Source organism: Acidisoma sp. 7E03 (genome assembly GCF_054665075.1).
The window spans coordinates 1-12,731 of record NZ_BAAFHE010000007.1 but is presented as its reverse complement, the minus strand read 5'-3'; the positions used below and the strand labels follow the sequence as shown (position 1 = coordinate 12,731).

Below are 12,731 nucleotides of genomic sequence, written 5' to 3'. Positions count from 1 at the left end.
CCCCGCCGTTTCGCGAGCGCGCAGTCTCGGCGAATTGCAGGCGGAACCCAAGCCCGCGCGCGTCACCCTCCTCCGGCGGCACCGCCGGAGCAGGATTTCCGGGGCAGCATGCCGCCCGAGTGCCGCCGCGTCAGGCGAGATCGAGCCGGTCGTATCCACGCAGCCGGTAGATCACGAAGGAGAGCGCCCAGCTCAGGATAAAGATGCCGATGATGGCGAAGCCGATATCGTTGAAATTGTCGTTCAGCCGCCCGACCAGCGCCCAGACGCCATGGTCGAGGCCGAACTGATCAGCGACGAGCCCCAGCGTCTCTATGCCGCCCACGAGCACGGCGACCAGCACGGAGACCAGGGTGATGGTCAGATTGTAGTAGAGCTTCCGGACAGGCCGCACGAAAGCCCAGTCATAGGCGCCGAGCATGAGGATGCCGTCCGTCGTGTCGACGAGCGACATGCCGGCCGCGAACAGCACCGGGAAGACCATGATGGCGGCGATGGGGACGCCATGCGCGGCTTGCGTTGCCGAGACGCCGAGGAGACTCACCTCCGTCGCCGTATCGAAGCCGAGGCCGAAGAGGAAGCCGAGCGGCAGCATCCAGAGCGGCCCCGAGACGAGCCGGAAGAGCGGGCGGAACAGCCAGGCGAGGGGTCCGCGCGCGCCACCCAGGAGATCGAGCGCCAGCGGATCGGCCTTCCCGCCACGGCGAAGCAGCCGGAAGGTCCGCCACAGGCTGCGCAGGATGACGACGTTCATCGCGGCGATCAGGAAGAGAAAGAGCGCGGAGACCGAGGTGGAGATCACCCCTCCATAGGCCTTCCAGCCCTCGAAGCGATGTTCCATGGCCGCCGCCGTCGCGGCGATGGCCGCAGCCACGAGCACGACGACCGCCGAATGCCCGAGCGCGAAGAAGAGGCCGACGGTGACCGGGCGGCGCCCGTCCTGCATCAGCTTGCGCGTCACGTTGTCGATCGCCGCGATGTGGTCGGCATCGACCGCGTGGCGCAAGCCAAAGCTCCAGGCGAGCAGCGCCGTGCCCAGCAGCAGCGGATTGCCGCGGAAGACGACGGCCGCCCAAATCCAGGCGGCGAGATTGAAGAGCAGTAGAAAACCGTAAATGCCGAGGATGCGCGGGCGCAGCCGCGCATGAGTGGCGGTGGATGGAACGGTGGACAAGACAGTCCTCCCAGGTCGGGCTGTCTTCGCACCCTGAGCCGGGTCCCGCCACGCGGGCAGACGGACACGGATACAACGGAACACCCCGCCCGTTGCGGCTGCGCAGACCTACGACGATGGCAGGTCTCCTGGCTCACGGGTCTTCATTCTTCGCCGCCTTCCCAGGTTGCCCCAGTGGCGTCTTGGCGCAGAACTCACCGCTTACAGTTGCGGGGGCAGCCACGGCATCGCACCGCGTTCCCTCTTAGCCTCCGATGCCTCGGAGGAACCATCGCGGTCAGGGTGGCAGATGCACCCGCCAGGCACAAGCGCCATCAGGGCGCGGCTTCCGGGTAATGCGGCTTGCCATCCGCGCAGACGAGCCAAGGCCGTTTGCTGGAGACCCAGATGTGTTCCGTCGGCTCATGGCGGTCGGGGTCGTCGAGGCTACCGATGGAAAGGCCGATCGCGCCCTGGGCCGCCCGCTCGGTGAAGAGGGCTGTTCCGCACTGGCTGCAGAAGCCGCGGCGCAAGCCCGACTCGGCCGCGAACCAGGTAACCGGCCCGGTGATCGTGACCTGATCGAGCGGCACGAGAAGGCGGGCGAAGAAGAGACCGCCGGTCGCGCGCTGGCAACGGCTGCAATGGCAGATCCGCACGTTCAGCGGAATCGCCTCCGTACGATAGCGGCAGGCGCCGCACAGGCAGCCTCCGGTCGTTTCGGTCGCCATGACATCCTCCTCGCCGCACCGCACATCCGCGCGATCCGCCGCGTCTCACGCAGTTGGGAACGAGGGAAGCGGCTTTGACAAGGTAGGCAAAATGCCTTGCCCCCTCAATTACAGTCTTTCAACGAAAGGTGGACATCATGCCCATTCTGCTTTGGCTGCTCGGCGTTCCCATTCCGATCATCATCCTTCTGCTCCTCTTCTGGCACTAGGAGCCGGCATGTCCTACACCTCTGTAGAGCCTGCGGTAGCGGCGACGCTGCGCCCAGGCCTGTCCTGGTCCGCGGTCTTCGGCGGGGCGGCCGTCGCCACGGCCGTCACCGTCATGCTGACCGCACTCGGGTCCGGCATCGGCCTCGCCTCGGTCTCCCCCATGGCTCACGACAATCCGTCCGCCGTCACCTTCACCGTAGGGGCCGCCATCTGGCTGATCATCGTGCAGTGGATCGCCTCCTTCTTCGGCGGCTATCTGGCTGGCCGGCTGCGGCCGAGCCTCGGCGGCGTTCACAGGGACGAGGTGACCTTCCGCGACACGGCGAGCGGTTTCGTTGCCTGGGCGGTTGCCGCGCTTTTCGCACTCGGGCTCCTCGTCTCCGGTGCGGGGTCGGTGATCGGCTCAGTGGGCCAGGCCGTCACGGCCGCCGCCGGCGGTGCCCAGACGACGGGAAGCACCGCCGCGCCCTTCGCCCCCAGCGGCTACGTTCTCGACACGCTGTTCCGCCCCAGCCGTGATCTGGGCCAGACCAGCAACCCCGAGGCGAAGGCCGAGGCCGGCCGGATCCTTGCGACCGAGGCCGTCGCCCCGATCAGCACGGCGGACCACGATTTCCTCGTCCAACTCGTGGAAGCGAATACCGGCCTCTCGCCGGCGGATGCGACGACGCGCGTGGACCAGACGATCGCGGCTGAACGGCAGACGATCGCGGAGGCAAAGAAGGCGGCCAATGCGGCGCGCAAGGCGGCGGCTGCACTCGCCGCCTATACCTTCTTCTCGATGCTCGTCGGTGCCTTCATCGCCTGTGTCGCCGGCGCCATCGGCGGCCGCCAGCGGGACGCGTACTGATCAAGCACTGACCGCCGGCCCGCGGAGGATCCTCCACCGCGGGCCGCGCATGTCATGGCCGCTCCGGAGCGCACCATGACCGGTGGCCGCACCTCTGCCGGCCCCACGCCTCTGCCCCGCTCGCCTCACTCCCATGGGACGGAATCGTCCGCCGTCGGACGAACGCAGAAGCTTTTTCTATTTTCACGGCGATTCATGACATTTACTAATTTTATACGTATCTTTATGTTTTAAAGTTTGACTCTCTGCGCGATTCACATGTCCTATTAGTTGAATATGATTAATGCCGACGCCATCCGTATTAATCAGCAATGAGGGGAGCCATGACCGCAGCGTCCAATCACCACCAGAACGGAAACGACCCCGTCAAATTCGCCTATTGGGTTCCGAACGTCTCGGGAGGGCTCGTCGTCAGCAAGATCCCGCAGAGAACGGATTGGGGGCTTGAGTACAACATCAAGCTCGCGCAGATCGCGGAAGAAGCGGGCTTCGACTATGCGCTGTCGCAAATCCGGTTCATCGGCAGCTACGGCGCCGAGTTCCAGCATGAGTCGACCACCTTTTCGACGGCTCTTCTTGCGCATACAACGCGCCTGAAGGTCATCGCGGCAATCCTGCCGGGGCCCTGGCACCCCCACGTCATCGCCAAGCTCGGCGCGACGGCTGACCAGATTTTCGGCGGACGATGGGCCATCAACGTGGTCAGCGGCTGGTTCGCCGGGGAGTTCGAGGCGCTCGGCTTGCCCTGGCTGCCGCATGACGAACGCTACAAGCGCTCCCGCGAATTCATCGAAGTCGTCAAGGGCATTTGGACCGAAGACAACTTCACTTACAGCGGCCAGTATTATCAGGCCAAGGACTTCACCCTGAAGCCGAAGCCGCTGCAACAACCGCATCCCGAGATCTTCCAGGGTGGCAATTCCCGCGCGGCGCAGGAAAATGCCGGCGCCGTCTCAGACTGGTACTTCATGAACGGCAACACGCCGGAAGGTCACCGCGAGCAGATCCAGAACGTCCAGCGAATCGCGGCTTCCCACGGGCGCCACGTCCGGTTCGGCGTCAACGCCTTTGTCATTGCCCGCGATACGGAAGAGGAGGCGCAGGCGGTCCTGCAGTCGATTCTCGACCACGCCGACGCAGAGGCCGTGAACGCCTTTGGAGGTGCCGTCAAGCAAGCCGGCCAGGCGAGTCCCGAAGGCAAAGGCATGTGGTCGAACTCGGCCTTCAATGATCTCGTGCAGTACAACGACGGCTTCAAGACGAACCTGATCGGCACACCCCGCCAGGTCGCCGAGCGGATCGTCGCGCTCAAGGACATCGGCGTCGACCTCGTCCTCGCAGCCTTCCTGCACTTTCATGAGGAGGTCGCCTATTTCGGTGAGCGTGTTCTGCCGATCGTCCGCGAATTGGAAGAAGCGCGCAGCCGTGCCCAGGCCGCCTGACACGAAAGCCACACGGGAAGGCCGGACGATTGCGGGCGCCGCACTGCGGCTCTCGGACGTCAGGCTCTCCTTCGGCGGGATCGGCGCCCTGAAGGGCGTCGACCTCGAGGTGCAGGCGGGTGAAATCCATGCCGTCATCGGCCCCAATGGCGCTGGCAAGAGTTCTCTGGTCAACGTCATCTGCGGCGTCTACACGCCGCAGAAAGGAACCATCGTATACGCGGGCCAGCCCATCCGCCGGATCAGGCCCGAGCGGCTCGCGCGCCTCGGAATCACGCGTACCTTCCAGAACCTGGCTCTCTTCAAGGGGCTCAGCGTGATCGACAACGTCATTCTGGGTCTGTCCGAGACGATGACGGCGACGGTCTGGGAAGAGATCCTCGGCGCGCCGCGGGCGCGTCGCCAGGCAGCGGCCGCGCGCAGCCGGGCCCTTCAAGTTCTGCGCCAGCTCGATCTGGCCTCTCTCCAAGATGCCGCCGTCCACACCCTGCCCTATGGCGTGCAGAAGCGGGTGGAACTGGCCCGTGCCATCATCGGGGCGCCCCGCCTGCTGTTGCTCGACGAGCCGATGGCCGGGATGACGGAGGACGAAAAGGCCAGCATGAGCCGCTTCATCCGCGCGGTTCATGCGGCGACGGGCACCACCATCATCCTCATCGAGCACGACATGGCCGTCATCATGGATCTGTCGGACCACATCACCGTTCTGGATCATGGCCGGCACATCGCCCATGGCACGCCCACCGAGATCGCCGCCAATCCAGACGTGATCGACGCCTATCTCGGCGTCGCCCACGCGGATGACGGCGATGATGATGCGACCGAGGTGCTTGCGGCATGAGCGGCATGGCGTTCTTCTCGGAGGTTGTGATCGCAGGTCTCGCGGTCGGCATCATGTATGCCTTGGTCGCGATCGGCTTCGTGCTGATCTACAAGACCTCGGGCGTCCTCAACTTCGCCCAAGGGTCGATGCTGCTCTTCGCTGCACTCACCTTCGTCTCCCTGCACGAGCGCGGCATCTCCTTCCCGGGCGCCATCGCCATCACCCTCCTGATCATGATCGTCCTCGGCATTGCGATCGAGCGCTTCGTGCTGCGCCCGATGGTACACCAGCCACCGATTACGCTCTTCATGGTGACGCTCGGCCTCTCCTACATCATCGAGGGCGGTGCCGAGATCATCTGGGGCGCGCAGGTGCATGGGCTCGATCTCGGCATTGCCGACACACCGCTCCACCTTGCAGGAACGCTCGTCAGTCGCTTCGACCTCTTTTGCGCCGGCGTCGCCGCCGTGCTGATGGCCCTCCTCAGCGTCCTCTTCCGCTTCACCCGCCTCGGCCTCGCCTTTCGCGCGGCGGCGGAAGACCAATATGCCGCCCTCAATACCGGCCTGCGCCTGTCCCGAATCTGGGCGGCCGTCTGGGCCATCGCGGGTGTCGTCGCCCTGGTGGTCGGGCTCCTCTGGGGGGCGCGCACCGGCGTGCAGTTCTCTCTCTCGCTCGTCGTCCTCAAGTCTCTTCCCGTGCTCGTCATCGGTGGATTCGATTCGATCCTCGGCGCGGTGGTCGGTGGCCTCATCATCGGCGTCACCGAAAATCTGGCGCAGGTCTATCTCGGCGGCGTCATCGGAGACGGCGTGGACAGCTGGTTCGCCTATGTGCTTGCGCTGATCTTCCTGCTCCTGCGCCCCACCGGCCTCTTCGGGCAGACGCGCGTCGAAAGGGTGTGACGCCATGGCCGATGTCGTACTGCCCCAGACCAACGAAACCTCCCACCGCTGGCCGCTGAACGTCCGCCGTGCTGCACCGCTCCTCCTTCTGGCCGCTGCCGCGCTCCTGCCGCTGATCCGAGCGGATTATCTCTTCGATGCGATCCTGACGCCGTTCCTCGCCGTCAGCCTCGCGGCGCTCGGCCTGAACCTCCTCACCGGCTATGCCGGCCAGGTCTCGCTCGGCAGCGCCGCCTTCATGGCCGTCGGGACCTTCGCCGCCTACAACCTGCTGCTTCGCCTGCCGGGGCTTCCCCTGCTGGTGGCCCTCGCACTGGCGGGACTCGTTTCCGCGGCGGTCGGCCTGCTCTTCGGCCTGCCCAGCCTGCGGCTGCGCGGCTTCTACTTTGCCATCGCGACCCTCGCCACGCAGTTTTTCGTGCAATGGGCGCTGACCAACATCAGCTGGTTCTCCAACGACGACAGCTCGGGTGTCATCAGCGTGCCGCCGCTCGCCATCGCCGCTTTTGCGATCGATACCCCGGCGCGGCGCTATCTCTTCTGCCTCGCGATCGTCGCTGTGCTGACACTGGTCGCGACCCGGCTCGTCTCCGGCCAGACCGGTCGCGCCCTCATCGCGATCCGTGACGGGGAGACGGCCGCCCGTATCCTGGGCGTCCCCGTTCTGCAGACGAAGCTTCTGATCTTCGCGATCAGTAGCTTCTACATCGGTGTCGCCGGCGCGCTCTGGTCCTTCGCCTATCTGCGCACGGTAGAACCCGACGGCTTCGATCTCGCCCGCTCCTTTCAGATCCTCTTCGTCATCATCATCGGCGGCCTGGCGAGCATCCGCGGTGCCTTCCTGGGCGCGGCTTTCATCGTCGTGCTGCCGCTGCTCCTGGCGCGGCTGGGCGCACTGCTCCTGGGCGCGAGTTTCAACAGCGGGCTGGTCGACCTCGTGGAAAAGATCATCCTCGGCGCCCTCATCATTCTCTTCCTGCGCCTGGAACCGGAGGGGCTGTCCGCGCTGCTCCGCCGCGACAGGCGCCGCATCCTGAGTTCCTGAGACACACAGAAGACATACGGAGCATACTCTGATGGCTGCGCTTTCCCGACGACTGGGCGCGCTTGCACGCACCACTGTCCTTACCGCGAGCGTCGTGCTCGCAACCGGCGCCATGGTGGGCGCCCGGGCTGCCGATCCTGCGACCCAGTATTTTCCGCTGCAAAGCTATCGCGTCGGTCCTTATGCCGCAGGCGGCACCGGGTTTTTCGGTGGCTTCATCGACTATATGAACCTGATCAATCTGCGCGACGGCGGCGTCAACGGCGTCAAGCTCACTTGGGATGAATGCGAAACCCAATATGTCGTCGAGCGCGGGGTGGAATGCTATCAGCGGCAGAAGAGCCACGTTCCTGCGCCCTCGGCCTGGAATCCCCTCAGCGTCGGCATCGCCTATGCGATGATCGACGGCGTGACCGCAGACAAGGTACCGCTGATCACCATCGACCATGGGCGGACGGATTCGACCGACGGCGCCGTCTTCCCCTACGTCTTCCCGCTTTTGATGAATCCCTATAGCGAAAGCTCAGGCATCATCAACTTCATCGGCAGCCGCCTCGGCGGCGCGGACAAGCTGAAGGGCAAATCGATCGTCGTGCTCTACCACGGCTCCCCCTACGGGCGGGAGACCATCCCGATCTACAAGATGCTGTCGCAGAAGTTCGGCTTCAAGCTGCAACAGATCGAAGTGCCGCATCCTGGCACCGTGCAGGAGGCACAGTGGCTCACCATCCGCCGCATCAGCCCAGATTACGTGGTGCTGCGCGGCTGGGGCGTGATGAACCCCGTCGCCCTGAAGACCGCGCAGAAGGTCGGCTTCCCGGCCGACCACATCATCGGCAACGTCTGGAGCAATTCCGAGGAGGACGTGATCCCGGCCGGCGCTGCCGCCAAGGGCTACATTGCGCTGACGACGCAGGCAACCGGCACGCAATACCCGGTCGTCCAGCAGATCGAAAAGGTCGTCTATGCCGCGGGCAAAGGCAACCTGGCCGACAAGTCCCGCATCGGCAGCGTCTACCACAACCTCGGCATCGTCAACGGCATCCTCAACGTCGAAGCGGTACGCATCGCTCAGGCAAAGTTCGGAGATCACACCCTGACCGGCGACCAGGTGCGCTGGGGCTTCGAACACCTCCAGCTCAGCCCCGAGCGGGTCAAGGCCTTGGGGGCCGAAGGGCTGTTCCACTCCATCAACGTTACCTGCGCCGATCACGAGGGCCACGGCCTCGTCACCTTCCAGCAATGGGACGGCAGCAAGTGGAACCGTATCAGCGATTGGATCGCGCCGGACTGGGCGCTCTTACGGCCGATCATCGAGGCCTCGGCCACGAAATATGCCGGCGAGCATCACATCACCCCGCGGGACTGCGCCAAGGAAACGGTCGCGGCGAATTGAGGCAGAAGCCATGAGCGACAGCCCTCTGCTCGATCTCGAGAATGTCGAAGTGACATATGGGGCCGCTATCCTTGCGGTGCGCGGCGTCAGCCTGCAGGTGCTGCGCGGCGAGATCGTCGCGCTGCTGGGGTCGAACGGCGCCGGCAAATCCTCGATCCTGCGCGCGATATCCAACTTGCTGCCGGCCCGGCGCGGGCGGCTGAGTGGTGGACGCATTCGCTACGATGGCATCGAGACTGCGGGCATGACCACTGCGCGGCTGGTGACGGCCGGGTTGATCCAGGTCCTGGAAGGCCGCCATTGCTTCCGCGGCCTCACGGTCGAGGAAAACCTTGTTACCGGCTCACTCGGCGGCGGCACCAGTCGGGCGCAAACGGCCGGTGATCTCGAGAAGGTCTATGCTCTCTTCCCGCGGCTGAAGGCGAAACGGCGAAACCTCGCAGGGCTCGCCTCGGGCGGCGAGCAGCAGATGATCGCGATCGGCCGCGCTCTCATGGGCCGGCCGCGCCTCCTGGTGCTTGATGAGCCAACCATGGGTCTCGCGCCCATCGTCGTGTCGGACATTTTCAGGATCCTCACGCGGCTCAACCGCGAGGAGGGTCTCTCCATCCTGCTGGCGGAGCAGAACGCCGCCGTCGCCCTCAAGGCTGCGCATCGGGCCGTCGTCCTCGAGAACGGCCAGGTCAAGCGCGTGGGCGACGCAGGAGAGCTGCGCGACCATGCCGATCTGCGCGCCGCCTATCTCGGGATCGGTGCCGCCATGCCAGCCCCTTCCTCAACGCCCATCTTGGAGACCACGCCATGACCGTCCTTCAAGCCAAAGCGCACCCGCAAGAGCCGAGCGCGGCGCGCTCTCCGGCCGGTGTTCCCGGCCTGCCGCTACCCGCAACGCCCGCGCACGTCGTCCGCGACGATGCCGAGGCCATCGCCGTGGCGCAGCGCCTGGCGGCCGATTTCGCCCGCGAGGCCGCCTTGCGCGACCGAGACCGCATCGCGCCCGTGCGCGAGCTCGACCTCTTCTCGCAAAGCGGGCTTTGGTCCATCAACGTGCCGCGTGCGTTCGGCGGGCCTGAAGTCTCGTACCGCACGCTGGCCCAAGTCATCGCCATCATCTCGGCGGCCGATCCTTCGCTGGGGCAGATCCCGCAGAACCACCTCGGCGTCGTCGCCGCCATCCGTACCGTCTCGGACGAAGCGCAGCAGAAGCTGCTGTTCTCGCTCGTCCTGCGCGGGCTTCGCTTCGGCAACGCCTTTTCGGAATTTGGCTCCAAGAGGGCGACGGAGTTCGAGACGCAATTCGAAGATGCCGGCGACCACGTTCTCGTCACCGGCCGAAAGTTCTATTCAACGGGTGCCATCTACGCCCATCTCGTGCCCATCGTCGCGCTGGATGATGAAGGCCGCGCCTGGTATGCCATCGCCGACCGGAACGCCCCCGGCCTCACCGTCATCGATGACTGGTCAAGCTTCGGGCAGCGCACCACGGGCAGCGGTACGGTGCTGCTGGACAAGGTCGCCGTGCCCAAGACCCATCTGGTCCCCGGCTACAAAGGCTACGAGCGGCCCACCGCGGATGGCGCCATCTTTCAGATCATCCAGGCGGCCGTCGATACCGGCATCGCCAAGGCCGCGATCGACGACACCATCGCCTTCGTCCGCACCAAATCCCGCCCCTGGGTCGACAGCGGGCTCGATCGCGCGTCCGACGATCCCTACAGCATCCAGGCCGTGGGCGATCTCGTGATCAAGCTGCATGCGACGGAAGCGCTGCTCGATCGCGCAGGCCTTGCGGTCGACGCGGCCGTCGCCGAGCCTACGGCCGAGACGGTGGCGCAGGCGCAGCTTGCCACCGCCGAGGCCAAGGTGCTCTCCACGGAACTCGCGATCCTCGCTAGTAACAAGCTTTTCGAACTGGCCGGCACCCGCTCCACCCTCGCGGCGGAAGCGTTGGACAGACATTGGCGCAACGCCCGCACCCATACCCTGCACGATCCGGTGCGCTGGAAATATGCGATCATCGGCAATCATGCGCTGAACGGGGTCAACCCGCCGCTGCACGCCTGGAGCTGACGCCTGTCCGACGAGCGGGGACGAGCCCGCTCTCGCCCCCGCCGCAGGTCAGCCGGAATCGCGCGGCAGGGGGCCTTCGTGTCGCAGCCCGTGCCAGGCCAGCACGGTGTCGATGACGAAGGCGAGCAGCGCCAGCACGACGCACACCAGGGCAATGCCGAAGGAGATCACCAGCCAGGAGACGACTGAATGGTCGCGGAGGCTGCCCAGGAACAGGATGAAGGCGGTGCCACAGGTGGCGGCTCCGGCGATCGCGGTCAGCGCCACGGCGGCGTCGAGCGCCATCAGCCGCCGTTGCAGGCGGCCGTGGTGGCGTTCGAGCCAGGCTTTGGTCTGAGCATCCGGCCCCGCTCGCAGTAATTCGCCGAGATGCTGGTTGTGGTCCGAAACGCGGGCCAGGCGCGTGTTGAAGACGTTGAGCAGCGTGCCCACGCCGGTCAGCAGAAAGATCGGCGTCAGCGCCACCTGGACGATGTGCGCCGTGTTGTCGACCATGTCCGGGTCAACCTGCAGAACCATCGCGCGATCCTCAACCTCGACAGCGGGCGGGCGGACATGCCCTTCCTGGTTCCGAACTGACCATTCGGCAGCCGGCACGGCAAGGGATGGAGAACGAGAAAGGAAGGGATGCGGCGCCTTCGACGCAGGCGATGGTGGAGGGGGTTGGATTTGAACCAACGTAGGCGTGCGCCAACGGATTTACAGTCCGTCCCCTTTAGCCACTCGGGCACCCCTCCGACGCGGCGCTCGAAATCCCTCATTTGCCCGCCGTTGTCAACGAAGGCTATGGGAGCCGGGCGAGAATTTCTCGCCGCCGCTTCCCGCCCGCAAAGGACCCTGCCGCATGAAACCGCCCCGTTCAGACCGCCCGCGCGGCACCCGTTCCGGCAGCAAGCCCTTTCAGAAGGCCGATCGGCCCCAACCGGGCGGCAGCCCCGGCCGCAAGACCAGTGCAGAGGAACGCGCTTTCGGGCGCCCTGCAGGAAAGCCGGCGCATGGAGGCAGCCATGCGGCCGCCGCAGGGAAGTGGCGCGACAAGACCACGCAGGAGCGCAGCTTCAGCGGCGGCAAAAGTGGCAAGACCGGGGAGAGCCGTCAGGACAGCCGGGGAGACCAGCGTTCGGAAGGGCGTCCGGCCCGTGCCACCAGTACGGGCGCCCGCGCTGCCATCCCTTCCAGGATCCAGGACCGGGCGCGGGAAAGCCTGACCCGCGAGCGCGACCCCGTCATCGCCCAGCGTCCATCGCGCAGCGGCGACAGCTGGGGCGAGGCGCGGCCGGCTGAGGCGCGGCCGGCTGAGAGTCGAGCCTCCGAAACGCGGCCGGCCGACGCGCGGCAGAGCGAGGGTCGCCCGGCTGCCGCACCGCGGGGCGCTGTCTGGTTGTACGGCGTGCATGCCGTGCAGGCGGCCCTCGCCAACCCCGAGCGGCGGTTCCGTAGGCTCGTCACCACCGAAGAGGGGGCGGCTCAGCTCGCCCAGCGCCTGCCCCGCCCCTGGGCGATCGAACCTGAATTCGCGGAGCGCACGCGGCTCGACCAGATGCTCGGCCGGGATGCCGTCCATCAGGGTATCGCCCTTCTCTGCGACCTGCTGCCGCAGCTCACGCTGGAGGAGGCGTTGCAGCGCCCAGGCCCCGTCCTCGTGCTCGATCAGGTGACCGATCCGCGCAACATCGGCGCCATCCTGCGCTCGGCCGCCGCCTTCGGCGTCGCCTGCGTCATCCTGCAGGACCGGCATGCGCCGGAGGAAACCGGCTCCCTCGCGAAAGCGGCCTCGGGCGCGCTCGAAACCGTGCCGCTGCTGCGGACCGTCAACCTCGCCCGCATCCTGGGCCAGTTGAAATCCGCCGATTGCTGGGTGGTCGGTCTCGATGCCGAGGCGACGGCCGCGCTCAGCGGCCCGTCCTTCGCCGGCCGCCGGGTCGCGCTGGTGCTGGGCGCGGAGGGCGAGGGCCTGCGTCGTCTCACCCGTGAGTCCTGCGACGAACTTGCGATGCTGCCCATGCCGGGGGAAATGGAGAGCCTCAACGTCTCGGCGGCGACTGCCGTCGCGCTCTACGAACTCACACGGAAAGGTTGAGGGAATCGTGGGGCCCCCCCCCCGCC

Annotated in this window: 12 protein-coding genes, 1 tRNA gene and 1 riboswitch; of the genes, 9 read left to right on the top strand and 4 right to left on the bottom strand. The window is 66.2% G+C overall.

Going from position 1 to position 12,731, the window contains the following annotated elements:
- Window positions 1–130: 130 nt before the first annotated feature.
- Both ACYQ6W_RS12090 and ACYQ6W_RS12085 read right to left on the bottom strand, forming a co-directional pair.
- Window positions 131–1,174, bottom strand: coding sequence for a HoxN/HupN/NixA family nickel/cobalt transporter (locus tag ACYQ6W_RS12090; protein WP_459675570.1), 1,044 nt, complete (start codon window positions 1,172–1,174; stop codon window positions 131–133).
- Window positions 1,175–1,275: 101 nt separating this feature from the next.
- Window positions 1,276–1,462, bottom strand: a riboswitch (cobalamin riboswitch).
- Between the two features lie 26 nt (window positions 1,463–1,488).
- On the bottom strand, window positions 1,489–1,884 hold the full coding sequence (locus ACYQ6W_RS12085) for a GFA family protein (protein WP_459675569.1): 396 nt from the start codon (window positions 1,882–1,884) through the stop codon (window positions 1,489–1,491).
- Window positions 1,885–2,101: 217 nt separating this feature from the next.
- On the opposite strand from ACYQ6W_RS12085, the gene ACYQ6W_RS12080 reads away from it, so the two are divergent.
- From ACYQ6W_RS12080 to ACYQ6W_RS12045, 8 genes are all read left to right on the top strand, one after another.
- Complete coding sequence (locus tag ACYQ6W_RS12080) at window positions 2,102–2,944, top strand: hypothetical protein (RefSeq protein ID WP_459675568.1); 843 nt, start codon at window positions 2,102–2,104, stop codon at window positions 2,942–2,944.
- 323 nt (window positions 2,945–3,267) lie between these two features.
- Complete coding sequence (sfnG, locus tag ACYQ6W_RS12075) at window positions 3,268–4,386, top strand: dimethylsulfone monooxygenase SfnG (protein WP_459675567.1); 1,119 nt, start codon at window positions 3,268–3,270, stop codon at window positions 4,384–4,386.
- On the top strand, window positions 4,370–5,227 hold the full coding sequence (locus tag ACYQ6W_RS12070; protein WP_459675566.1) for an ABC transporter ATP-binding protein: 858 nt from the start codon (window positions 4,370–4,372) through the stop codon (window positions 5,225–5,227). Before sfnG ends, ACYQ6W_RS12070 begins: the two co-directional genes overlap by 17 nt.
- Window positions 5,224–6,114, top strand: a complete 891-nt coding sequence (locus ACYQ6W_RS12065) for a branched-chain amino acid ABC transporter permease (RefSeq protein ID WP_459675565.1) — start codon at window positions 5,224–5,226, stop codon at window positions 6,112–6,114. The genes ACYQ6W_RS12070 and ACYQ6W_RS12065 overlap by 4 nt, the downstream gene beginning before the upstream one ends.
- A 4-nt stretch (window positions 6,115–6,118) precedes the next feature.
- Window positions 6,119–7,159 (top strand): branched-chain amino acid ABC transporter permease, encoded by a 1,041-nt coding sequence (locus ACYQ6W_RS12060; protein WP_459675563.1) that lies wholly within the window; start codon window positions 6,119–6,121, stop codon window positions 7,157–7,159.
- A gap of 31 nt (window positions 7,160–7,190) precedes the next feature.
- Complete coding sequence (locus tag ACYQ6W_RS12055) at window positions 7,191–8,555, top strand: ABC transporter substrate-binding protein (protein WP_459675562.1); 1,365 nt, start codon at window positions 7,191–7,193, stop codon at window positions 8,553–8,555.
- Window positions 8,556–8,565: 10 nt separating this feature from the next.
- Entirely contained in the window at window positions 8,566–9,360 is a 795-nt protein-coding gene (locus ACYQ6W_RS12050; protein WP_459675561.1) for an ABC transporter ATP-binding protein, read from the top strand.
- Window positions 9,357–10,625 (top strand): SfnB family sulfur acquisition oxidoreductase, encoded by a 1,269-nt coding sequence (locus tag ACYQ6W_RS12045; RefSeq protein ID WP_459675560.1) that lies wholly within the window; start codon window positions 9,357–9,359, stop codon window positions 10,623–10,625. Before ACYQ6W_RS12050 ends, ACYQ6W_RS12045 begins: the two co-directional genes overlap by 4 nt.
- A gap of 48 nt (window positions 10,626–10,673) precedes the next feature.
- Here the strand turns inward: ACYQ6W_RS12045 and ACYQ6W_RS12040 are convergent, their stop codons facing one another.
- Window positions 10,674–11,144 (bottom strand): DUF2721 domain-containing protein, encoded by a 471-nt coding sequence (locus tag ACYQ6W_RS12040; RefSeq protein WP_459675559.1) that lies wholly within the window; start codon window positions 11,142–11,144, stop codon window positions 10,674–10,676.
- Between the two features lie 132 nt (window positions 11,145–11,276).
- Window positions 11,277–11,362, bottom strand: a tRNA-Tyr gene (locus tag ACYQ6W_RS12035).
- Between the two features lie 491 nt (window positions 11,363–11,853).
- Here ACYQ6W_RS12035 and rlmB point away from each other — a divergent pair.
- Window positions 11,854–12,705, top strand: a complete 852-nt coding sequence (gene rlmB / locus ACYQ6W_RS12030) for a 23S rRNA (guanosine(2251)-2'-O)-methyltransferase RlmB (protein WP_459675862.1) — start codon at window positions 11,854–11,856, stop codon at window positions 12,703–12,705.
- Window positions 12,706–12,731: the final 26 nt, after the last annotated feature.

Bases quoted from the DNA above. Each gene is read 5' to 3' on its own strand.
- sfnG (WP_459675567.1), top strand. From the start codon at position 3,268: ATGACCGCAGCGTCCAATCACCACCAGAACGGAAACGACCCCGTCAAA.
- ACYQ6W_RS12045 (WP_459675560.1), top strand. From the start codon at position 9,357: ATGACCGTCCTTCAAGCCAAAGCGCACCCGCAAGAGCCGAGCGCGGCG.
- ACYQ6W_RS12040 (WP_459675559.1), bottom strand. From the start codon at position 11,144: ATGGTTCTGCAGGTTGACCCGGACATGGTCGACAACACGGCGCACATC.
- ACYQ6W_RS12055 (WP_459675562.1), top strand. From the start codon at position 7,191: ATGGCTGCGCTTTCCCGACGACTGGGCGCGCTTGCACGCACCACTGTC.
- ACYQ6W_RS12080 (WP_459675568.1), top strand. From the start codon at position 2,102: ATGTCCTACACCTCTGTAGAGCCTGCGGTAGCGGCGACGCTGCGCCCA.
- ACYQ6W_RS12060 (WP_459675563.1), top strand. From the start codon at position 6,119: ATGGCCGATGTCGTACTGCCCCAGACCAACGAAACCTCCCACCGCTGG.
- ACYQ6W_RS12065 (WP_459675565.1), top strand. From the start codon at position 5,224: ATGAGCGGCATGGCGTTCTTCTCGGAGGTTGTGATCGCAGGTCTCGCG.
- ACYQ6W_RS12050 (WP_459675561.1), top strand. From the start codon at position 8,566: ATGAGCGACAGCCCTCTGCTCGATCTCGAGAATGTCGAAGTGACATAT.
- ACYQ6W_RS12085 (WP_459675569.1), bottom strand. From the start codon at position 1,884: ATGGCGACCGAAACGACCGGAGGCTGCCTGTGCGGCGCCTGCCGCTAT.